The 22138-nt window shown below is 52.3% G+C and carries 17 protein-coding genes; 11 read left to right on the forward strand and 6 right to left on the reverse strand.

The features are described from left to right. Positions 1-105: 105 nt before the first annotated feature. Both BP71_RS28310 and BP71_RS28315 read right to left on the reverse strand, forming a co-directional pair. Complete coding sequence (locus BP71_RS28310; protein WP_496384953.1) at positions 106-1389, reverse strand: Gfo/Idh/MocA family protein; 1284 nt, start codon at positions 1387-1389, stop codon at positions 106-108. A 337-nt stretch (positions 1390-1726) separates the two neighbouring features. Continuing rightward, complete coding sequence (locus BP71_RS28315) at positions 1727-2497, reverse strand: NUDIX hydrolase (protein ID WP_496384954.1); 771 nt, start codon at positions 2495-2497, stop codon at positions 1727-1729. A gap of 229 nt (positions 2498-2726) precedes the next feature. On the opposite strand from BP71_RS28315, the gene BP71_RS28320 reads away from it, so the two are divergent. Together BP71_RS28320 and BP71_RS28325 are read left to right on the forward strand one after the other, a co-directional pair. Beyond that, entirely contained in the window at positions 2727-5477 is a 2751-nt protein-coding gene (locus BP71_RS28320; protein WP_496384955.1) for a PQQ-dependent sugar dehydrogenase, read from the forward strand. A 32-nt stretch (positions 5478-5509) separates the two neighbouring features. Then, positions 5510-6532 (forward strand): sugar phosphate isomerase/epimerase family protein, encoded by a 1023-nt coding sequence (locus BP71_RS28325; protein WP_496384956.1) that lies wholly within the window; start codon positions 5510-5512, stop codon positions 6530-6532. A gap of 270 nt (positions 6533-6802) precedes the next feature. On the opposite strand, the gene pdxR is transcribed toward BP71_RS28325, so the two are convergent. Continuing rightward, the gene (gene pdxR / locus BP71_RS28330; RefSeq protein ID WP_496384957.1) at positions 6803-8239 is read right to left on the reverse strand and encodes a MocR-like pyridoxine biosynthesis transcription factor PdxR; all 1437 of its coding nucleotides are present in this window, start codon (positions 8237-8239) and stop codon (positions 6803-6805) included. A 99-nt stretch (positions 8240-8338) separates the two neighbouring features. On the opposite strand from pdxR, the gene BP71_RS28335 reads away from it, so the two are divergent. The 4 genes from BP71_RS28335 (at position 8339) to BP71_RS28350 (ending at position 11317) form a co-directional block, all read left to right on the forward strand. Further along, on the forward strand, positions 8339-8800 hold the full coding sequence (locus BP71_RS28335; protein WP_496384958.1) for a cupin domain-containing protein: 462 nt from the start codon (positions 8339-8341) through the stop codon (positions 8798-8800). 35 nt (positions 8801-8835) lie between these two features. Next, positions 8836-9723: a dihydrodipicolinate synthase family protein gene (locus tag BP71_RS28340; protein WP_496384959.1), complete on the forward strand. Its 888-nt coding sequence runs from the start codon at positions 8836-8838 to the stop codon at positions 9721-9723. Between the two features lie 177 nt (positions 9724-9900). Continuing rightward, positions 9901-10584 (forward strand): hypothetical protein, encoded by a 684-nt coding sequence (locus BP71_RS28345; RefSeq protein WP_496384960.1) that lies wholly within the window; start codon positions 9901-9903, stop codon positions 10582-10584. Between the two features lie 52 nt (positions 10585-10636). Then, positions 10637-11317 (forward strand): hypothetical protein, encoded by a 681-nt coding sequence (locus BP71_RS28350; RefSeq protein ID WP_496384961.1) that lies wholly within the window; start codon positions 10637-10639, stop codon positions 11315-11317. A 116-nt stretch (positions 11318-11433) separates the two neighbouring features. Here the strand turns inward: BP71_RS28350 and BP71_RS28355 are convergent, their stop codons facing one another. Beyond that, positions 11434-11820 (reverse strand): VOC family protein, encoded by a 387-nt coding sequence (locus BP71_RS28355; RefSeq protein WP_496385176.1) that lies wholly within the window; start codon positions 11818-11820, stop codon positions 11434-11436. A 263-nt stretch (positions 11821-12083) separates the two neighbouring features. Here BP71_RS28355 and BP71_RS28360 point away from each other — a divergent pair, with 263 nt between their 5' ends. Genes BP71_RS28360 through BP71_RS28380 form a run of 5 tightly spaced genes read left to right on the forward strand, consistent with a single transcriptional unit; the run spans position 12084 to position 20010 of the window. Continuing rightward, a complete protein-coding gene (locus tag BP71_RS28360; RefSeq protein WP_496384962.1) occupies positions 12084-12758 on the forward strand; it encodes an RNA polymerase sigma-70 factor in 675 nt (224 codons plus the stop codon). Positions 12759-12799: 41 nt separating this feature from the next. Then, positions 12800-13822: a FecR family protein gene (locus BP71_RS28365; RefSeq protein ID WP_496384963.1), complete on the forward strand. Its 1023-nt coding sequence runs from the start codon at positions 12800-12802 to the stop codon at positions 13820-13822. A 49-nt stretch (positions 13823-13871) separates the two neighbouring features. Beyond that, on the forward strand, positions 13872-17330 hold the full coding sequence (locus tag BP71_RS28370) for a SusC/RagA family TonB-linked outer membrane protein (protein WP_496384964.1): 3459 nt from the start codon (positions 13872-13874) through the stop codon (positions 17328-17330). A gap of 29 nt (positions 17331-17359) precedes the next feature. Continuing rightward, positions 17360-18895 (forward strand): SusD/RagB family nutrient-binding outer membrane lipoprotein, encoded by a 1536-nt coding sequence (locus BP71_RS28375; RefSeq protein ID WP_496384965.1) that lies wholly within the window; start codon positions 17360-17362, stop codon positions 18893-18895. A 5-nt stretch (positions 18896-18900) separates the two neighbouring features. Continuing rightward, positions 18901-20010 carry a mannonate dehydratase gene (locus tag BP71_RS28380; protein ID WP_496384966.1) on the forward strand — a complete coding sequence of 370 codons (1110 nt, stop codon included), beginning with the start codon at positions 18901-18903 and terminating at the stop codon, positions 20008-20010. 141 nt (positions 20011-20151) lie between these two features. Here the strand turns inward: BP71_RS28380 and BP71_RS28385 are convergent, their stop codons facing one another. Beyond that, entirely contained in the window at positions 20152-20880 is a 729-nt protein-coding gene (locus BP71_RS28385; RefSeq protein ID WP_496384967.1) for a LytR/AlgR family response regulator transcription factor, read from the reverse strand. A 2-nt stretch (positions 20881-20882) separates the two neighbouring features. Next, positions 20883-21944, reverse strand: coding sequence for a sensor histidine kinase (locus BP71_RS28390; protein WP_496384968.1), 1062 nt, complete (start codon positions 21942-21944; stop codon positions 20883-20885). Positions 21945-22138: the final 194 nt, after the last annotated feature.

A 22138-nucleotide genomic window follows, 5' to 3' on the forward strand; every position in this document is an offset into this window, starting at 1 on the left:
AAATTACAATTGGGTTGCAATGTATTCTAATCTCTATTCCAATTAATTCTTCAATACAGTAAGTCGGTCGTGCATGTACATACTAAGATGTGGTGTATTAGACCATTAAACCAGATCCCATTCCTTTCGCGGCTTTCGCGACAACAGCCGGTTGGCTTCCTTGTCCCCGCTGAATTTTTCCTTCTTCGCATTCCAGGTCAGTTCTCTTTTCAGCCGGTAAGAAATTAATCCTAAATGCATTGGAATGGTCAGCTCGCGTGCGTAAGCGAGGTTGGACTCGGGTTGTTTACGGGATTTGACACAGTCGATGAAGTTCTGCTGGTGTCCGGGCGACCTGGGATTAGTAATGGGTACCGTGGCGATATCCGTCATCGTCTCGCCATTGATAGTGAGCTCTCGAGTGTTGTAATCGCAGATAAGCGTGCCTTTGTCGCCTTCGAAGAAAGCGCCGATCCCACGGTCCGCAGCCCCGGGGACATTCGGTGGGGTTGAGGACCAGTATACTTTCAAACCTTCGAATTCGTAATCCACGTCGAGCGTCTTCGGCGCATTGGCGATGCCTTCGTATGCGGTACCCCGCGCATTGATTTTCTTCAGACCCTTCGGATGGATCGCCGAATACATCACATCGGCGATATGGCACCAGAAATCCGCAAATTCTCCGCCCGAATAATCGAGGAAATAGCGGTAGGTAAAATGGCACTTTTCAGGAATGTATTCTGTAAACGGTGCAGGGCCTAGCCACATGTCCCAGTTCAGTGTTTTAGGGACGGGCTGGACGGTCGGCGAACCCAGTTCTTTGGTCGTCGGCTTTTTCCACAGCCGCACCGTATGCACATTTCCGATCGCGCCCGACTGGATGAGCTCAACAACCCGGTGGAAATTGTCACCCGCATGGATCTGGTTGCCCATCTGGAAGACGCGGTCATATTTTTCAAGATTTTTAAGCATCATTTTCCCTTCCTTCATGCAATAAGAAAGCGGTTTTTCACCATACACATCTTTTCCTGCCTGGAAGGCCAGCGTGGCGATCTGTGCATGCCAGTGGTCCGGTGTCGCCACGGTGATGGCATCGATATCCTTGCGTTCCAGAATGCGTCGGAAATCGCCGTAGGTATCTACCTGAATGCCGGGCTTCATACCTTCGAGGCGTTGCTTCGTCTCGCCCAAATGCAGCTCATCTACATCGCAAAGCGCGACGATCTCCGCATCGGGCAGGTTTGCAAACCATTTCATGTGGTTGTTCCCCATCCCGCCCAGGCCGATATGCGCGATGCGGACCCGGTCACTCGGCGCAGCGCGGGTGATCAAAGAAGGTAGAACGGTAATGCCCAGGGTCGTAAGCCCGGCGGTTTTCAGGAAGTCCCTGCGGTTTTGGTTGGCGTTCATCGGAATGGTTCAGGAATTTAGATTGGTATTCCAAAAAGATCCTAACCCGCAAATGTTACTGATACGGAAGTCAGATCGCTGAGCGCGCCGGGAAACGAAGCAGAGGCTCACGTGTGTCGCGCAATCAACCATGGTACATCCCGCCAGGGATCCCGCATCCGTATTCCCAACCCAGGACTGCAGTCCTGGGGCTTGCCCTGAGGCTCGTGTCCTAGGGCCTCATCCTGAGGCTTGTCCTGAGGCTCATCCCGGGATCGTGTCCTGGGACCTCATCCTGAGGCTCGTCCTGGGGCTCATCCCGAGGCTCACGCCACTCGGTACCAAGGCACCCCACTTCTCACAATCCGAGGCTCAAACCCTGGCGCCGTTCCATCGCCCGCTCATACTTCTCCTTATCGAACCGGTACAGGTACGGTGATTTGTTTGCGGCTCCGATGCGCTTTTCTTCGAGGCGTTCGAGAATGTCGTAACTCATGAGCAGCTTCTGGAAATTGCGGCGGTCGAACTGGCGGCCCAGGATGGTTTCGTAGAGGCGCTGGAGTTCGGGCATGGTGAATTTTTCGGGGAGAAGGTTATAGCCCACGGGCTGGTTGCGGATGCGCTGTTGTAGCGCTGTAAGCGCACGATCGATCATTTTGTTGTGATCAAAAAGTAGTGGTGGAATGTCGGCCATGCTCCACCAACGACATTCGTCGGTAAACCAGTCGGGTGCGGGTTGTACCTGGTCGAACTCTACAAGGGCGAAATAGCCGATGGAAACGGTGCGTCCGAACATGATGCCCTCAAAAAAGCCCTTTCCGAATGTGGTTTCCAGCTTGGTCAGCAGTTCGGTTGTGGTGTAATGTGTGTAGCGGTTGACGTCCCCAAACGTGTAGAACTGTTCGAGGAAAATCTCACTTAATCCGGTCCGCTGCATGAGAATGCGGTTCGCCGCGTCGTCGGCCGACTCGTCGAGCAGGATATGCCCCCCCGGCAAGCTCCACCCGTCGGTGCCTTTCCATCGCAGCAGCAGCACTTTCAGTTCTCCTTCGTGAAATCCGAACACGGTGCAGTCGATCGAAACTTCCTTCAATGCTTTCTCAAAATACTCCTTCAAGCTATGCTCCATAGTAATTGACTGATCATCAGGAAAATTTTCTTTGTGTAAATTTTACACAAAGAAAATTTTCTTTATCATTGTATTGTTATCGGGATTGATATATTTCAATTTTTTATTAAAAATGTCATTTGCTGATGGCGCCATACCGGCACAATGGCCCCCTTACATCAGGGGAGAACAGCGGTATACGCTATAACTAAAACCAACCATTTCAAACCTAACAATCAAAATAAGCTTCATGAACAAAACTTTTACACTTCTGTCTTTCCTCCTGGGAGCGTCCTTCGCTCAGGCGCAGGTACCCGAGGAGAATCGCTTCCAAAAGGTCGTCCTGACAGAAAACCTCAACGAACCGCTGGAATTGATAGTGCTTCCCGACGAACGCATTCTCTTTATCGAGCGGCACGGCGCGGTGAAGCTGTACAACCCTGCTACCAAAAAGACGTCGGTGATCGCGACTATACCCGTCAGCACGAAGTATACCGATAATTCGGAAGCTGAGGACGGCCTTCTGGGCGTCAACATCGACCCGGATTTTGCCAAAAACCACTGGGTATACTTCTACTATTCGCCTTCGGGCAAGACCCCCGAGAATATCCTGGCGCGCTACGAGCTCAAAGGCAATATGCTCGACCTGGCATCGAAAAAGGTAATCCTGCGTATTCCTGTCCAGCGTGATAATTGTTGCCACACCGGCGGATCCATCGATTGGGACGCGCAGGGCAACCTGTACCTTTCCACGGGTGATAACACCAGTCCGCGCGCGTCGGACGGATACGCACCCATCGACGAGCGTCCGGGAAGGAGCCCGTTCGATGCGCAGAAATCGTCGTCGAACACGGCGGACTTACGCGGAAAGATCATTCGCATTCATCCCGAGGCAGACAATGCGGCAGGAGGCGCTCCCTATACGATTCCGGAAGGTAACCTCTTTCCAAAGAATGCATCGGGCAGCTATGATCCTAAAACCAGACCTGAAATTTATACCATGGGTCACCGCAACCCCTACCGCATTTCGGTTGATAAAAAGACTGGTTACCTCTACTGGGGCGATGTAGGGCCGGATGCCGGGAAGGATTCGACCGGCTTGGGGCCGGCCGCTGAGGATGAGTTCGGCCAGGCGAGAATGGCAGGCAATTACGGCTGGCCCTATTTCGTGGGTGATAATAAGGCATACTGGGATTATGATTTCGAAACGAAGCAGTCAGGAGAGAAATTCAAGCCGGAAAAGCCGGTCAATAATTCACCCAACAACACGGGCCTGACCGAGCTGCCGCCGGCGCAAAAGGCATTGATCTGGTACACCGCCGCGGAAACGAAGCGGTTTCCATTGCTGGGCTCGGGCGGACGCAGCGCGATGGCCGGGCCGGTATACCATGCGGATCAATTCGAAAATGCAAAACGCGCGTTTCCTTCCTACTACGACAAGAAACTCTTCATTTATGAATGGATGCGCGACTGGATCATGGCGGTCACGCTGAGTCCGAAAGGCGATTATGTTAAAATGGAGCGTTTTCTGCCCAACCTGAAACTGGAACATCCGATTGATATGGCTTTCGGACCAAACGGGGATCTGTACATATTGGAATACGGCCAGGGCTGGTTCATGGGTAATCCCGAATCGAAATTGGTCCGGATCGAGTACAATGGTGGAAACCGCAAGCCGGTCGTTGTGGCTTCGGTCGATAAAAAAGCAGGAGCGGTTCCGTTTAGGGTACAGTTTTCATCCGATGGAACGCAGGATTTCGACAAAGACTCCTTGCAGTATCAATGGAAAATCACGCGTGCCGATGGGACCGCTCCGGTGATCCTCAAAGAGCGGAATCCTTCGCATATCTTTAAACATAAAGGTATCTACCAAGTGCAGCTCACAGTAACCGATGCCCAGGGCCTGAAAGATTCGCAGAGTCTGACGGTGCAGGCCGGCAACGAGCCGCCCCAGGTTACACTCGAACAGACGGGTGGAAACAAGTCCTTTTTCTTCCCGGAAAGGCCGGTCTCCTATCAGGTTAATGTGACAGACCCTGAGGATGGAAGCTTGGTCAAAAACAGCATTCCAGCCTCTAAAGTGAAGATCACAGCAGCGTATCAGGATGCCGAAGACAAGCCTAAGACCGAAACAGGTCACCAGGAAGCGCCTGTCACGTTCACAGCAGGCAAAACATTGATCGAAAAAAGCGATTGCAAAGCCTGCCATTTTCAGGATAAGAAGTCGATCGGTCCCTCTTTCAGGGCGGTTTCCGCCAGGTATAAGACGGAAAGTAAAGCCGTAGATCTGCTTTCGGAGAAGATCATCAAAGGGGGAGCCGGTGTCTGGGGAGAAACCGCGATGTCGGCCCATCCGTCCATTGGCCTCCCGGAAGCAGCGCAAATGGTGAAATACATCCTGAGTCTGTCCGATGAAAAGACGGCTCCCGAAATGCTGCCGCCATCGGGCCAGGTGACAGCGCACATTCCAGAGGGGGGCGATCCCAACAAAGGAATTTTCATACTGCTGGCAAGCTACACCGACAAAGGAGCCACCGGAGTGCCTGCGCAAACCACCGAAAAAGCGCTGATCCTCCGTAGTCCTACATTGCTTTTCGGCAATGCCGACGATGCTTCGAAGAATATCATGCGTTTCAAAATGGGTGAAAACAACCTGCTGATCATCACGCAGCCGAATACCTATGCCACTTTCAAGCAGATAGACCTCACGGGCATTACCGAACTCGCGCTCGTGGTAGCTGCTCCCAAAGACCAGCTTAACGCACAAGGCGGCGTTGTGGAAGTTCGCGACGGTGCACCCGATGGCCCCCTGCTGGGTCAGACCGGACGCATCGAGCCGACGGACAATGCCGACGCCTTCACTTCCAAAACACCTCCGAAGCCGTTTAGGGTACCTGTTAATGCGCAGAGCGGCTTTCACGATCTGTATTTCGTATTTAAAAATGACCAGGCCAAAGGCGCGCTGTTCGTGCCCTTCTCGGTCACATTTGTTTCCCGGTGATTTTCATGTCAAAACCTAACCATTATTTACTTATGCATTCATCCCGTCGTCAATTTTTAGGTCAGCTGGGGCTGGCAACCGCCGGATTGGGTCTGGCTTCCATGGATTCGCTGGTGGCCCGGCCTGCCGCGAAATTTACCTTCGATATTTCGCTGGCCGAGTTTTCTTTTGCTTCCGAGCTGTTCGGCGGCAAAATGACCAACATGGATTTTCCCGCCCGTGCCAAGAATGATTATGACATTACGATTCTCGAATACGTATCCGGTTTTTTCAACAACAAACACACTGACCAGGCTTACCTGAAAGAACTGAAACAACGCTGCGACGACCTCGGCATGAAGAACCATCTCATCATGGTCGACGGTGAAAACCTGACCGCGTTGGACGATGCCGCACGCAAAAAAGCCGTGGAAGCGCATTTCCCATGGGTAGAAGCCGCGAAGTTTCTCGGTTGTTCAGCGATCCGGGTGAACCTCGGCGATGCCATGGCCATGCTGTCGGGCAAGAAGGAGGAAGGTACGCCGGCACAACTGGCCACGGCGGCGGTAGATGGCTATGGCAAGCTCCTCGAGTATGCGGGTAAAGCCGGTTTGAATGTGATCGTCGAAAACCATTTCGGTGTTTCTACCGACCCAGACTGGCTGGTCGGGGTGATGAAACAGTTGAAGGCGCCTAATAAGGGACTGTTACCTGATTTTGGCAATTTCTGCGCGGAACGAAGCAAACCGGAAACACTGGACATCAAAGGTTTTATGGCGACCAAATGCGTCAAAGAGCATGATAAGTATGAAGGCGTGAAGAAAATGATGCCCTATGCCAAAGGAATCAGTGCCAAAACTCACCAGTTCGATGCGCATGGAAATGATCCGGAAACTGATTTTATCAGGATCTTTAAAATCATCAAAGACTCGGGCTGGAACAATGGGATCGTAGGCATCGAGTACGAAGGCGGCCTCATGCGCGATATGGGTGGGGATACCACCAAGCCAACCAACGACGAAGGGGTCCGCCAGACGAAGGCACTGCTGGAAAAAGTGCTCGAACAGCTCGGGTAGCTATTTTCTAACACTGATAGGTGTTTTGACGATGGCCGGGTGGAGTTACTTCCTTTCGGCCATTGCTATTTTGGTTTTCCGGATATGCCGGGTGGCCAGCCAGTGAACGCGTTCATTGTAAAGGAGCCAGCCGCCGATAGCGCCCATGCCGCAGCCAATCGGGATATCAACGAAACGGGCGGCATTGAGACCTGTGGGGCTTACAGCGAGGTTACTGCCGGATTCGGCAATAGTAAGTACTACGATGAATATGGCAGCAACGGAGACGATTTAAGGTTGATCCGACACCGGGTCTGGCCAAAGACGGGCCATCGCTTTGACACCCGTTTCCAGTTGCGCTTCGGTCAGTGAGGCGTAACCCAGCCGCAATCCCCGCACATCGGGACAACCGAAAGTTTCCGGCGGCAGTAGGGCGATTCGCTCCCGTAGCAATGCGGCGAGGAGCTCTTGCAAGTCTACCTGTGCTTTGGGTTCGATCCAGAATGCGAGCCCGCCTTCCGGCCTCGTAAAACGGATTTTGTCGCCCAGTTGTTCGTTCAGGAGTTTTTCAAACCAGTCGCGTTTGGCTTTGTACCGGCTTGTGGCACGTTTCAGGTGCCGTTTGATCTCTCCATCACGGATCAGCTGTAACACGGCCTGCTCCATCACATTGTCACCCTGTACGTCGATGATCTTCCTTAGTTCCGTCACTTTTTGGATAAAACCCGGCGAAGAGGCGAGATACCCCAACCGCAGGGCCGGTGCGGCAATCTTGCTCATCGTTCCTACGTATACGTAATGCTGAATGCCTTCGAGGCTGGAAACGGGCATCACAGGCCGTGAACTGAAATGAAACTCATGATCGTAGTCGTCCTCGATGATGGTAAACCCATATTCGTTCGATAGCCGGACCAGTTCCAGTCGTCGTGGGAGCGTGAGGGTGACGGTCGTCGGGAACTGGTGGTGCGGAGTAATGTAAACAGCACGAACGCCAGGGTACTTGTCCAGAAGCGGTTTTAGTTCTTCCACCACCAGCCCATGTGCGTCTACACGCACGGGCAGCAGCGTGGCCCCCGCCTGCTCGAACGCCCGCCAGGCAGGCTGGTAGCCCGGGCTTTCCACCAACACAAAATCCCCTTTCCGCAGCAGGCAATGGGCTGCGAGGTACATGGCCTGCTGGCTACCGCGGGTAATGAAAACGTTATCGGAAACCAGCCGCATGCCCCGTTTATGATTGAGCATCTGCGCAATAGCCTCCCTGAATTCTCCATCCCCGGCGGCATTGGTGTAGCCCATCATCTGCCAGCGGCCTTTCCGGCTGAATACCTGCCGGTAGGCACGCGCCAGCTCTGTAATAGGGGCGAGCGTGCTGTCCGGCAGGCCGTCGTCAAAGAAAATCTCCGGCTTCGGCGCGGCGGTGGAAACACCTGACCCGGTTTGTGGTTGGACGGAGGCGTCGGCAACCACCGGGATGTTCTCAGGCACGAATATGCCCTGGCGTTCGCGGGATACAAGCCAGCCTTCTGCTATCAGCACGTCGAGAGCCGCTACGATGGTATTCCGGTTCACTTTCAACTGTGCGGCGAGCTGTCTGCTGCCAGGTAAGGCGTCGCCGCCTTTCAGCTGTCCCGTCTTCACGGCAGTGATCGTCGCTTCGGCAATCTGCATGTACACAGGTTCACCGCTGTTCTTGTCAATGGGTAGGAAGAGTTCCCAGGGGCGTAACATCTGGACTAGTTATTTTTGTGTTTTCTGAACCAGTAAGCTGGTCCAAAGGTAAGATAGTTTTGTCTTGCAATCATGCATTAGAACAAAAACAATCAGACCATGGAAGCACAAACACAACAATTCAGCTCCAAAGATTTTCACCAGACATTTGCCCGTCCCGTGTACGTCCAGCCCGCCAAACTCATCCACCGCAACGTGGAGCACGCAGGCGAACACAACCAGTTTTCGACCGAGCGGAGGCACCCGGTGTTCTTTGTAGACCTCCCTACCAAAAACGTGAGCCTGACGATCGGCGGACTGCTGCCCGGCCAGCTCACCAACCGCCACCGCCATACTTACGAAACGGTTTTGTATGTCCTGGAAGGGAAAGGCTACACCGAAGTGGAAGACCAGCGCGTGGAGTGGCAGGCCGGCGACGCCGTTTATATTCCGAGCTGGGCGTGGCACCGCCATCAGAACCTGAGCGAATCGGAACCTGCGAAATACATCGCCTGTGAAAACGCCCCCCAGTTGCAGAACCTTGGCGTGGCACTGCGCGAGGAAGAGGGACGCGACCTGTAATCAAAACCATTTTCCGGATCTAACACTGACATCCAATGACCAATCAAAATGTTTTTAAAGGCATTATTGCCTATCCGATCACCCCGTTCGATGCGCAGGAACGTTTGGATATTGCATTGTTTAAAAGACTTACAGACCGGCTTGTACAGTCGGGCTCGCATGCGATAGCGCCCCTGGGCAGTACCGGAGTGCTCCCGTACCTGAGCGACGAGGAGAAAGAAGCGGTAGTGGAGGCAACATTGCAGTGTGTAAATGGCCGCGTGCCGGTGCTCGCAGGCGTATCCAACCTGACGACCGAGAGAACGGTGTATCACGCGTGTTTTGCCGAGAACGCAGGCGCTTCCGCGGTCATGATCATACCCATGAGTTACTGGAAGCTTTCAGACGATGAGATTTTCAAACATTATCAGACGGTCGCGGAGGCTATCGGTATTCCGGTGATGGCATACAACAACCCCGCTACCGGTGGCATCGATATGTCGCCTGCATTGCTCAAAAGGCTCTTGCAGATCCCGAATGTGACGATGGTCAAGGAAAGTACCGGGGATGTGCAGCGGATGCATTATCTGCGGCGCGTGTTGGGTGAAGAAGTGGCATTCTACAACGGTTCCAACCCGCTTGCGCTCGCTGCATTTGCCGCCGGAGCTTCGGGCTGGTGTACCGCCGCGCCGAATCTGATCCCGGAGCTGAACCACCAGCTCTACAATGCGATCCTGGCCAACGATCTGGCAGCGGCACGCGAGGCATACTACCGCCAGGCCGAACTGCTCACGTTCATCACCGCCAGCGGACTCCCGCGCACCATTGCGGCGGGCATGCAGATCCAGGGCGTGGAAAGTGGTTTCCTAAGGAGCCCGCTCACACCGCTAGGCGAAGCGGATCGCGAGATGCTGAGGAGGATGCTGGTTAATTTTTATGACTGAACGAGTCAATGACTGAGTAATAAGTAGTAATGTTAATTTTGAATGGTTAATTTGAAGAAGCAATTTTTAAGATTTATTCAGTCATTCAGTCATTGGTTGTTCACCCATTCAATCGACCCGAGCCAACGTTTCCTGCTATTCAGGTGTCATTTGGTTACAAACTTAACCTGAATAGTTATGAAGTATTTGTACGCGTTGTTCATTGCTGTCCTGCCTGTATTTGCATATGGGCAGGATGCTGTATTGAAGGGGAATTTCCAGTTCGGGGCGTTTGGAGGCAGGCAGCTTTGGGGGAAGATTTATGACGACCGTAAAATGAACAATGTCTCGGGCTGGGTTGGCGGTGTTGATCTGGGCTATCGGTTTGGCGAGCGAAAATCGGGTATTTCGGTTCATTTTCAACCTAATTACAGTACTTTCAGAAGTGTTTTGGAAGAGGGGAAAAACACACAGTCCTACCGCCGGATCGAATGGAAATGGGGAGCGGTAAACTTGCCACTTTTGCTCCGGTACACTTTTACCGGCGGAAAAGTGAGGCCATTTGCCGAGACTGGTATTAATCTCCGGATTCGTACGAGGTTGTCGATGGCATACGACCTGGGAGCCTGTGGTATAGCGGGCTGTACCTGGGCGGAAGGAGTCGACGATGGGCAAAAGACAGTCAGACATGATCCGTCAGGCCTCATTGCAGCACTCGGAGCTGAAATGGACGTCTTTGGCGTGACGGTCCCGGTCAGTATCCGACTCAGCGAAAGCTTCGGAACTTACGACATAAAACCCACCGGGATTCCCGCAAGCGGCTACGGTGGACTTAAAACTAAAGTGGTACAGGCGACGGTTGGCGTTTTATTCAATCAGTGAATCCCACCTGCGACGGGACTGAATTTACTCATCCAAAACTAAAATGACTGTCATGAAGCATTTGTACACAATTGTTATCGTCATGTTGCCTTTCATTGCACAGGGACAGCAAGTTGCGGGCCTGGGAAATTTTAAAATCGGAGCTTTCGGCGGAACGCAGCTTTTTGGGAAGATTTATGATGACCATAAAATGGCCGCGGCGTCGGGCTTAACGGCCGGGGTAGATGTCGGTTACTCGGTATCAGAGAAAAAGTCAGGCGTTTCCATTCATTTTCAGCCCAATTACAGCACGTTCAAAAAGAGGGAAGAGGATGGGGATCGGAATAGCCACCGTTTTACCGAATTAAACTGGAAGTGGACGGCCGTTAATCTGCCTTTTATGGTGAGGTATACTTTCACTTCCGGTCAGGTGAGGCCCTTTGCTGAACTGGGCCTGAATATCCGGATCAGGACAGGTTTGTCTTATCATTCAGAAGGGTACGGATGCGGGGTCGCTGGGTGTAATTCGGTTATCAGGGATGTGGACCTTCAGAAAGATGTAAAAAATGATCCCGTTGGTCCCATCGCGGCCATTGGTGTGGAAGTCGACGCAGGAAAGGTTATCATTCCATTGACCGTCAGGATCAGCGAAAGCTTCCGGGTAGCAGGCTACAAAGAGGATCGTTTGGGTGGTACTTCCGGAGGGAACATCAAGACAAAATACGTACAGATCACGGCCGGGGTTAGTTTTTAATGATTGAATGAATCAATAGTTAATTGGTTGGATTTTGAATGATCCGATCATGGAATGTTGTTTTCGAGTAAATCATTGACAGTAAGGTTTTCATTCAGTCATTCAATCATGGCCGACTACTCCATAAAGGCGATTACATTTCCGTCGGGATCGGCGATGTAGAATTCCATTCCGTAGGGCATTTCACGGAGCGGTTGGATAATTTTTACCTCTTTCGCGCTAACTTCTTCGAAGTGGCTGGATATGTCATCCACGGAAAAAACCAGGTCCAGATCTTCATTATCTTTTAGCCTGCTTCCATTTTTATCCTCATAGCGCATTTTCAGGTGAATGGAATGCCCATCCTTCTCAATACCTGCGTAAAAATCTTCATACCGGAATTCGAGCGTGAAGCCTAACTTCTGCACATAAAATGCAATAGCCGTTCGAGGTCCTGTACCGGAAGCTGTGCGCTGATGCGATTTAGTTTTGTTGTCATGATTTTGAATGATTGAATGACTGATGGATTCGCTGTGGGCATCCGATCATTCATCCCTGCTGTTAAAAACTTTTTTTCTCACTTTTTGAGTATCGGCTCGATGAAAACTGCCCTGTAAGATATTGGAAATCATCGGGATGGGTGATAGTAATTTGATATCTAAAAATACAGAATAATGCAATTTTTTAAAAATATAGATCAATTGACCGCGTGTACTCCGAGCATTTCCTGTCTTACTACTGAATACCTGTTTTGAAAAATATACCAATTAATATTTAAAAGTTACCAATGCTTTCATCGCCGGGGTCGGAATATCAAGAAAAGGGGGAGTCCTGGGAGGTGGACAGGGGAGGTCCGCAGGAAGATAGCGGTAAGCAGCCGGACTGTGAGGGCGACCGGGAATTGTTTATCCGCAAGACGTTTGAGCAAAACCCCCGGGAGGGCTGCGCATTGCTGTTTCGGTTGTATTACAATCCGTTGTGCTCCTATGCCGTGCGATTTTTGTATTCCAAAGATGCTGCCGCCGATCTGGTCTCCGAAATGTTCTATGCGTTCTGGAAGAACCGTTCGTACGAATCGGTGAAGTCTTCGTATCGCGCCTACCTGTTTAAGTCGGTGCAGAACCGGGCCTACAACTTTCTGGCCAGTGAGCTAAAAAACACCGATTCTTTCGAGCTGTTGCCGCAATGCGACATTGCGTCAACCGAACGTCCTGAGGCGTTGATGCATTTCCAGGAGCTGGCCAGCCGGATCGACCGGATCGTAGAGCAACTGCCACCGCAATGTCAGAAGGTTTTTTTGCTCAACCGGTTCGAAAATAAGAAGATACAGGAGATAGCGGCGGAAATGAATCTGTCGAGCCGTACCGTCGAAGGGCATATCAGCAAAGCATTGAGCGTGTTGCGTCTGGGGCTGAAAGATCATTGGACATGGCTGATCACGATCCCGATGGCCTTTTTTTGATAAACATCCTTAACATCCATACCGATATTCAATCCACTGAAATGAACACATTGTCAGTAAACAAAGCGCTGCTGTTCCAGTATTTCGCAGGGAATGCGAGTCCGGTACAGAAGCGGCTGATCAGCGAATGGCTGGCCCTGGCCGAGCACCAGGAACTCTATTTCGAATGGCTGGCCGAATGGCAGTCCCGGTCGCCGCAATACCTGGCCGATGGCCGGGAGCGTTACGAGGCATACCTGCGCTACATGCAGGAGCATCCGCATAACGCGGCTTCACAAGCATCTGAAAACACGGAACAGGAAACGGCGGTGCAGCCTGCTCCGATCAAAAGACGAAGAAACTGGCTGATGGCGGCTGCTTCGCTGCTATTGCTCGGTACTGCGTCCTGGTTTGGCCGCGACTACATCATTTACCGCACTTACGGCACCGCATTCGGTGAAACCAGGTCGGTGGAGCTGGCCGATGGCACTCAAGTGATCCTGAATGCCAACACGTCGTTACGCGTACCGCGTTTCGGTTTCGGGGATGACACCCGGGAAGTGAAACTGAATGGTGAGGCTTTCTTTCACGTAAAGCACACCATTGACAACAAGCGGTTTATGGTCAAAACCGATGAGAATTTCGAAGTAACGGTGCTAGGTACCGAGTTCTCGGTTTATACCCGTCAGAAGGGCGGAAAGGTGTTGCTGAAAAACGGAAAAGTGCATTTGCTTTATTCGCAAGGCACCAGAAAGCAGGAACTCGTGATGAAGCCCGGTGACCTGGTTACGATGGAAAAAGCGGCAGCCACACCGGTACTGAAACCGCACGCCGATACGCAGAAGCTGATCGCCTGGACCGGCAATCGGTTTGTATTCGATAAAACGCCGTTGTCCGAAGTAGCCAGCCAATTGCAGGAGCATTATGGCATTAAAGTGGAGATCAAAGACGCCCGTTTTGCCAACCGAACTGTGAGTGGCACATTCCAGCCCGAGAATGGCGAGGAGTTGCTGACCTTGCTGTCGGAGCTGTTCGATTTCCGTCTCGGGCGCGACGGTGAGGCCTACCTCATTTTGCAAAAATAAATACTTCACCCATCCAGTCAATCTGTAAAAATCCTATTCAGTATCCCATATGAAACACCGATCACTACTATCAGTCCTCTGCTGTGGCATGATCCTGGGGGCGACACCCGGCTCACCGCTGGCCGCCCAGGCGCTTGCCTACACCTCCCAGCGAAGCCGGCCGGCCGTTCCGGAACAGACCGGCAACCAGGCGAAGCTGCTGGATGTACTGCTGCAGTTGAAGAAATATTACAAGGCCGATATCCTTTTTGAAGAGAGCCAGATGGGCGGAATGACGGTTTCGGACTTTGTATTTGACAGGAACCTTCCCGCCGAACAGAACATCGGGAATTTGTTGAAATCGACGAACCTGGTTTTGAAAAAAGTCCGTAAAAACGCCTTTATGATCATGCCAAGAAGAATCGAAACCCCGGCTATCGATCCGCGGCCGTCGACTGGACAGATCAGCGCCCCGGCTGAGAACCGGCCCCTCGTTGCGGATATCCGGATCAACGGTACCGTTGTCGACAATAATGGTGAAGTGTTGCCCGGCGTGAATGTACTCGTGAAAGGGACGATCAACGGAACCAACACCGACGGAAACGGTAAGTATGAACTGGAAGTACCTTCGGCGGAATCGGTGCTGATTTTTAGTTCGATAGGCTATCAGAAACAGGAAGTAACGGTGGGTCAGCGTTCGGTCATCGACGTGAAACTGGCTGCCGAAACGCAGACATTGGAAGAAGTGGTGGTCACGGCGCTGGGTATCAAAAAGGAGAAAAAGGCATTGGGATACTCCATTTCCGAAGTGAAAGGGGAAGAGCTCACACAGGCGCGCTCGACCAATATCGCCAACAGTCTGGTGGGCAAAGTAGCTGGTCTGAATATTTCCAGTACCGCCACCGGCCCGAGCGGTTCGTCGCGTATAGTGATCAGGGGTAATGGCTCCATCTCGGGTAATAACCAGCCTTTGATCATCGTGGACGGTATTCCGATCAACAACGACAACCTCGGTTCGGTAAGCATCGGGGCGAACCGGGAGGGCTCCTGGACCGGCTCCGATCGCGGTGACGGTATTTCCAGCCTTAACCCGGACGAGATCGAAAGCATCAGCGTGCTGAAAGGCGCCACTGCGGCCGCATTATATGGTTCGCGTGCATCCAATGGCGCCATTCTCGTCACCACCAAAGGCGGCAAGGCCGACAAAGGCATTGGCGTGGAAGTGAACAGCAATTTCCTGGCAGAGGACCTCCTGTTTAAATCCTACAAAGATTACCAATACGAATACGGCCTGGGAAGCAACGGTGTGAAACCCACAACCGTTGCCCAGACCGCCACCCGCAACAGCTGGGGAGGAAAATTGGACGGCAGCAATGCGATGAACTACGACGGCGTAGAGCGCCCATATCTGGCTGCGAAGGACAACCTGCGTAAGTTTTACAATGTGGGAACAACCTTTACGAACTCCATTGCGTTGACCGGTGCTACCGAGAAGGTAACCTACCGCCTTTCGATGAACGACCTGAATAACAAAGGTGTGCTGCCGAACAACACGCTCCGCCGGAATAATTTTGCACTGAATACGAACGGGAACCTCGGCAAAAACCTGTCGTTTGTTGCCAATGCCAAGTATATCATCGAAAAGAACCACAACCGGCCGCGGGTCAACGACTCCCCGGGTAACGCGAACTTCGCGATGTATGTGCTGCCCACTTCACTGGACGTGGATGTGCTGAAACAGGCCCAGTTCGATGCAAACGGCAATGAAAAAGTATGGTCGGATAACCAGTATACCCAAAACCCGTATTTCGCGACCGAGCAGTTCCAGCAGGACGACCAGAAGAAACGCATTATTGCCTCTTTTGAGCCCAAATACACCATTACCGACTGGCTTTACGTGAAAGGCCGTATTGGTTTCGATAATTTCAATTACCGGTACAAAAGCATCGAGCCATACGGAACCGGTTATGTTTTGAAAGGAAGCTATACTTCCTCGCTGCGTGAATTTACCGAGACCAACAAGGAGCTTTTGGTAGGGGTGAACAAGAAAATCGGCGAGAAGTTTGCATTCAACGGCCTGTTCGGCGGTAACATGATGAAGCAGGTCACCAACCTGAACGACGTTTCGGCCAACAACAGTTTCAATATTCCATTCTTCTACGACATTTCGAACATCGACCCCGCAGCGCGTACCGTGACGGAAGCCTACATCGAGAAACGCATTAATTCCGTGTATGGCTCGGCGGAGTTTTCCTACAACAACTATCTGTTCGTAACCGCCACTGCGCGTAACGACTGGTTTTCGACGCTCGCCAAAGGCAGGAACAGCATTTTCTACCCGTCGTTTGGCGTAAGCTTTGTCGCTTCGGAGGCGATGAAAATGCCTTCTGTGATCAGTTACCTGAAATTCCGGGGTTCCTGGGCACAGGCGGGCGGTGATACGGACCCTTACAACTTGTCGCTGTATTATTCATTGAGTGGGGCGCATTTAGGTTCCGCTCTGGCCCAGATCAATGGCACCCGGGTTCCGAACGGCGGTTTGCAGCCGCTGACCTCCACGGTGTCGGAGCTGGGTCTGGAAGCCAAATTGTTCAATAACCTGCTCAATGTCGATTTTGCGGTATACGATCGTAAGACCACCGATGATATCGTCAGTGCGACTATTTCTGAGACATCGGGCTACACCAGCGCGTTATTCAACGTCGGTGCGATCCGCAACCGGGGTATCGAGTTATTGTTGGGTGCGACGATTTTCAATGGCAAGAAATTCACGTGGGATGCTTCATTCAACATGGGTTACAACAACAGCGAGGTGCTGAGCCTTTACAACGATTTGCAAACGCTGCGCGTGGACCAGTCACGTCCGGGTTCTGCATTCATTCACCAGGATGTGGGCAAACCTTACAGCCAGATCAAAGGGTATGATTTCAAACGCGATGCCAATGGGAATATCGTCTACAACGCGCAGGGGCTGGCAATGGCCGGGGATATCCGGACTTTCGGGTCAGGGGTATCTCCTTACACGCTGGGTCTGAACAACTCGTTCAACTATAAAGGCATTACGCTGAGCGTGTTGGTGGATGGCAAATTCGGCGGCTACATTTATTCCGGTACCAATGCGCTGGCCTATCGTTTCGGATTGAGCAAGGAGACGCTGGTAGGTCGTGAAGGCGGGGTAACCGGCGAAGGTGTCACCGAAACCGGAGAACCTAATACCGCCAAGGCACCGGCTCAGGCGTATTACAGCAACTGGTACTCGGCCATCGCCACGCCATTCATCCATAAATCGGATTTTATCAAGCTGCGGCAGATCATCCTGCAGTACTCTGTTCCGACCCGGTTTCTGGGCAAGCTGCCGTTCAAAGGAGCATCTGTTTCGATCGTGGGGCGTAACCTGGCTGTGCTCATGAAGAAAGTGCCGGTCATTGATCCCGAGGCGACTTACAACAATGGCAATGCGCAGGGCGTGGAGTTCGCCGGAACACCGCCGACGCGGTCATACGGTGTGAACCTGAACCTGAAATTCTGATCCAAAGCTTATTTTCAAAAGAAGAAATCATGCTGAAAAAAATAACCATATGCCTCGCATTGCTCGCCGGAGCGGGGGCTTGTACCAATGATTTTGAGGAGATCAATGTCAATCCCAATGCACCTTCTAATGTGCCGGTAGATTACCTGCTGGGGCAATCGCAGCTGCTGGTGACCGGCTCGGCAAGCGGTCCGGCGTCCAAGAGCTGGCGTGCCAACTTCGGCTACGCGGCCTGCCTGATCCAGCAGATGTCCTCGGTGGATGCTACTTTTTACAAAGGCAGCTTTTATACCTTCCTCGGGGAGATCAATTCTGCATTTTTCGATAATTCGTACACCTATGCGGTGAAAAGCATTGTCAACCTGGTGGATGTGGCTGCCAAAGACCCCAAAAATGTGAACGTGCTGTCGATGGCCCGGATCCTGAAAGTGATGGAATTTTCCCGGACCACCGACCTGTACGGGGACATTCCCTATTTTGAAGCCGGAAAGGGCTTTATCGAGAGCAATTTCTCTCCGAAATACGATGCGCAGCAGGCAATTTACATGGATATGCTCAAAGAGCTGGAAGAAGCAGGCAATGCATTCGACGCGGCCCGGTACATTCCCAAAGCGGCCGATTACCTCTACGGGGGCGACCTCGACAAGTGGAAACGCGCTGCCAATTCTCTGATGCTGCGGCTGGCGATGCGGATTCAGAAAGTGGATGCGGCCAATGCGCAGGTCTGGGCCAAAAAGGCAATCGACCGCGGATTGATTACCGGTAATGACGAAACGATCCTGGTGAAGTACAGCAATACCGGGGCGGAAATCAACTCGAACCCCAATTCCTGGATCCTCGGGCCAAGCGGCTCGAATGTAACCAACATTCCGAACGCCGGGGTACAATGGGCAAAGACACTGATCGACATGATGAAAACCCGCCAGGATCCCCGGCTCCCGGTGATCTCGATGCTGAAAAACGGCGACAATACGGCCGCAAACCAGCGGGGCCTGCCGAATGGTACCGATGCCGTCGGACTGGCTGCACTCGACGAGAAGAACCTCGATAACTACTCGCGCCCGGCAACCAACGCGATCGGCATTGCATTGCCCTGGATATACATGACTTACGCCGAAACCCAGCTGTTGAAAGCAGAGGCAATCGAACGCGGCTGGGCGACGGGATTTGCCAAGGCCGCGTTCGAGGCGGGGCAGGCCGCCGCATTGGCACAGATGTCGGTGATGGGCGGTAGCATTACCCCTGCACAGGCGAGCGCCTACGCAGCGAAAAACCCCTATCCCGAAAGCGGAACGCTGGCTGCGAAGATGAACGCGATCCATACGGAGGTATATTTGATCAGTGCCAGTACTTTTAACCATATCGAAGGCTGGGCCAACTGGCGACGCACGGGCTACCCGGAACTCACGCCGGTTAATTACATCGGCAACGATACCAACGGGCAGATCCCGCGCAGGCTCCGTTATCCGTTGAGCGAAGAGGGGATTAACCCCAATTTCAAGGCAGCCATCGATCGGCAGGGCCCCGATTTGTTCATGACCCGCATCTGGTGGGATAAGCAATAATGGATATGGAAAATACCCGTAGAAAATTTATCAGGAATAGTGCGTCGCTGGCCGCACTTTCCATGGCTGGCACGAATGCATTCGCGACCCCGTCCCGGGAAGCACTGGAGTATGTCAAAGACGGCGGCATGCAATTCTGCCTGGCGCATTTCTTTGGTATGAACAGGCAGCGCATCGAGTTATCGAAGCAAATGCAGGTACTGGGTGCGGTAGGAGGGGTTAACCCCAAAAGTGCAGGGCTCAGCAACGTCAATAACTGGGAGTACGATGCCATCGTGGGAGTACGCGACGCATGGGCAAAAGAAGGATTGAAATTTCGCGTGGTGGAAGGGCCACCCGCATTGTATGAAAAAACCAAGCTGGGACTCGCAGGCCGTGATGAGGAAATTGAACATTTTATCAGTTTTATCAAAAACCTGTCGAAAGCCGGCATCGACACGGTCTGCTACAACTGGATGCCCGTTATCAGCTGGGCGCGCACAACGCTGGACAGGCCTTCACGCGGGGGCGCACTCGTGAGCGCATTCGACTACGAGGCCGTGAAGGACAAGCCGTTGACGCAGTTCGGAGATTTTACAAAGGAAACCATGTGGAAGAATCTCGAATACTTCCTGAAAGCGGTGGTCCCGGAAGCGGAGAAAGCCGGCGTCAAACTTGCATTGCACCCCGACGACCCCCCGGTCGACAAAATCCAGGGTATACCCCGGATCATGACTTCCGCCGACGCATTCAAGCGGCTGATCGAGATTGTTCCAAGTCCAAGCAACGGCATTACCCTGTGCCAGGGGACATTCGCCACCATGGGCGAAGACATCCCGGCGGTCATCAAATATTTTGGTAGCCGCAAGAAGATCCACTTCGTGCATTTCCGTGACGTCCGTGGTAACAAAAACAACTTTGAAGAAACTTTTCACGACGACGGTAAAACCGATATGTACGAGGCCATGAAGACTTACTATGAGCTCGGTTTCCGTGGTCCCATGCGGCCCGACCATACGCCTACCATGTACGGCGACAGCAACGAACATCCGGGTTACAGCAACATCGGCGCATTGTTTGCGATCGGTTATATGCGGGGGCTCATCGAATCGATCGCAAAATCGGGCAGAGCGTAGCTTCTAACTATCACATTGAGCAGCGCATGCTGCGAGGAATGTCACCCTGGGCACTCGGGGTGACATCTTTCGTTTAATTCAGAGTCTTCGTCTGACTTATCGTATCAGGGCAAGGTGATTATGGGCCTGGGCGCCGCCTTTTCATTGCCACTTTGCCACCAGTTCTTTAAATGCATCTTTGTAGAGATCTCCGACCGGAATATCGGTATTGCCCAGGTGAACGGCACTTTTACTGATCGAGTCCACTTTGCCGACCGCCACAATGAACGACCGGTGAATGCGGATGAACTTTCCGCCGGGCAGCTTTTCCTCGATCGCTTTCAGACTAATGTGCGAAACCACCGGGCTACCATTGGCCTGATGGATTTTGACATAATCCTTGAATGATTCAACGAAAAGAATCGAGTCGAAATCAATGCGGACGAGTTTGTACTCTGATTTTACAAACAGGTAATTCTCACCCGATTCCAGCTCCGCTTCCTGCGTCAATTCACGGAGACTTTCGAAATGTTTCTTCGCTTTCATGGCAGTGGTCAGGAACTGGTTGTAACCAAATGGTTTCAGCAGGTACCCCAGCGCATCTACCTCATATCCTTGTATCGCAAACTGGTTATAAGCCGTCGTAAAAACGATCTTCGTCTGTGTCTGCGACGATTGGCTCAGCACTTTCGCCAATTCCATTCCGGTAAGCTCCGGCATCTGGATGTCCAGGTATACCAGGTGGATCGTTTCCTTGGTAATGGCTTGCAGGGCGTCGAGGGCATTGATGTACCTTCCTTGCAGGTGCAGGAATGGCGTTTGTTCCACAAAAGAGCTGACCAGCCCCAGCGCGAGCGGTTCGTCATCGACTGTAATGCAGTTCAGGGTCATCTTTACGTGAGGTTGATGGTCATGTTAACAGTGTACTTGTTTGTGGTTTGATTCCGGTTGATATCGAGGTGGTACCTGCCGGCATACAGCAGATCGAGCCGTCGCCTCGTGTTGGACAGCCCGATGCCACCATTCTCCTGATCGGCCATATGCTGAACCGGAAAGATATGGTTGGCTACATGGAGCGTCAATACACCTTCGCGAACGCCTGCATGGACCCTGATCTCCGACTGCTGCGAAGCATCGATCCCGTGCTTGAATGCATTTTCGATAAAAGGCAGTAGCAGCATCGGCGCGATCGGATAGTCGGGTGCCGGCTCATCACGGGTGTAGACCACATTATCCGTGCTGCGGACACGCAGTTTCATCAGCTCGATGTAGTCGTCTATAAATGCAAATTCGCGACTGAGCGGCGCGGTGTCCTGCTGGGTTTCGTACAGCAGGTAGCGCATCATGCGGGAGAGCGTGAGCGTGGCTTCGCGTGACTGCTCCACATGCGTGAATGAGAGCGCGTAGATGTTGTTGAGAGTATTGAAAAAGAAATGCGGGTTGATTTGCGCTTTCAGCAATGCCAGTTCAGACGATATATTCTGCTTTTCGACGGCGTCGCGGAGGCGGGCATCGGCCTGCCAGCGCTGGATCACCGCCAGACTGGTGCTGACCCCGATAACGAGCAGCGAAGTCATCAGCAAAATGCCGTCGATCAGATGCCGCGGCCTGGGACCCCGGTGCCGGGGCATTATGCGTTCCATATGCCGTTTCAATTCCAGCTGGTGATCAGCCATCTTGCTTAATACCAATATCAGGACGACCAGCGCGATACCCCATAAAATGAATACGAAGATCCGGTTTGTTAACAAATACTTTGGAACGAGATACAGCGAGTTGAAGTAAAACAGCACGACGAGCAATCCGAAATTCAAAAACTGCTTGACCCAGAATGCGGCAGGCAAGCTTACGCCCCATGATAAGGGCTGGTAAAATACGAGTACAAAGCCCAGTAATGCCCAGGCGAGCAGATGCATTGCCGCGATTGCACCGCTTTTAGATTTTTCTTTGGTCATTGGCGTAAAAATAGCAGGCAGGATCGGGCAAAGCCAATCCCATGTCTGATGTTTCGACGTATGGGTCCTTTAAATGGTTAAAGGGGCATACTTTGCCGACCGGGCGGTTGATGCTGGTTTTGGGGGACCGGTCACCGGCAATTTACCGGATAATTCCGGCCTTTCGGCGATACATTCAACCTCTCTGTCTAACG

This window comes from Dyadobacter ginsengisoli DSM 21015, assembly GCF_059568735.1.

Excerpts from the sequence above, each read along its gene's own strand:
- BP71_RS28345 (WP_496384960.1), top strand. The coding sequence starts at position 9,901 with ATGAAGTATTTGTACGCGTTGTTCATTGCTGTCCTGCCTGTATTTGCA.
- BP71_RS28335 (WP_496384958.1), top strand. The coding sequence starts at position 8,339 with ATGGAAGCACAAACACAACAATTCAGCTCCAAAGATTTTCACCAGACA.
- BP71_RS28320 (WP_496384955.1), top strand. The coding sequence starts at position 2,727 with ATGAACAAAACTTTTACACTTCTGTCTTTCCTCCTGGGAGCGTCCTTC.
- BP71_RS28380 (WP_496384966.1), top strand. The coding sequence starts at position 18,901 with ATGGAAAATACCCGTAGAAAATTTATCAGGAATAGTGCGTCGCTGGCC.
- BP71_RS28350 (WP_496384961.1), top strand. The coding sequence starts at position 10,637 with ATGAAGCATTTGTACACAATTGTTATCGTCATGTTGCCTTTCATTGCA.
- BP71_RS28310 (WP_496384953.1), bottom strand. The coding sequence starts at position 1,389 with ATGAACGCCAACCAAAACCGCAGGGACTTCCTGAAAACCGCCGGGCTT.
- BP71_RS28390 (WP_496384968.1), bottom strand. The coding sequence starts at position 21,944 with ATGACCAAAGAAAAATCTAAAAGCGGTGCAATCGCGGCAATGCATCTG.
- BP71_RS28340 (WP_496384959.1), top strand. The coding sequence starts at position 8,836 with ATGACCAATCAAAATGTTTTTAAAGGCATTATTGCCTATCCGATCACC.
- pdxR (WP_496384957.1), bottom strand. The coding sequence starts at position 8,239 with ATGTTACGCCCCTGGGAACTCTTCCTACCCATTGACAAGAACAGCGGT.
- BP71_RS28325 (WP_496384956.1), top strand. The coding sequence starts at position 5,510 with ATGCATTCATCCCGTCGTCAATTTTTAGGTCAGCTGGGGCTGGCAACC.
- BP71_RS28370 (WP_496384964.1), top strand. The coding sequence starts at position 13,872 with ATGAAACACCGATCACTACTATCAGTCCTCTGCTGTGGCATGATCCTG.
- BP71_RS28315 (WP_496384954.1), bottom strand. The coding sequence starts at position 2,497 with ATGGAGCATAGCTTGAAGGAGTATTTTGAGAAAGCATTGAAGGAAGTT.
- BP71_RS28385 (WP_496384967.1), bottom strand. The coding sequence starts at position 20,880 with ATGACCCTGAACTGCATTACAGTCGATGACGAACCGCTCGCGCTGGGG.
- BP71_RS28360 (WP_496384962.1), top strand. The coding sequence starts at position 12,084 with ATGCTTTCATCGCCGGGGTCGGAATATCAAGAAAAGGGGGAGTCCTGG.
- BP71_RS28375 (WP_496384965.1), top strand. The coding sequence starts at position 17,360 with ATGCTGAAAAAAATAACCATATGCCTCGCATTGCTCGCCGGAGCGGGG.
- BP71_RS28365 (WP_496384963.1), top strand. The coding sequence starts at position 12,800 with ATGAACACATTGTCAGTAAACAAAGCGCTGCTGTTCCAGTATTTCGCA.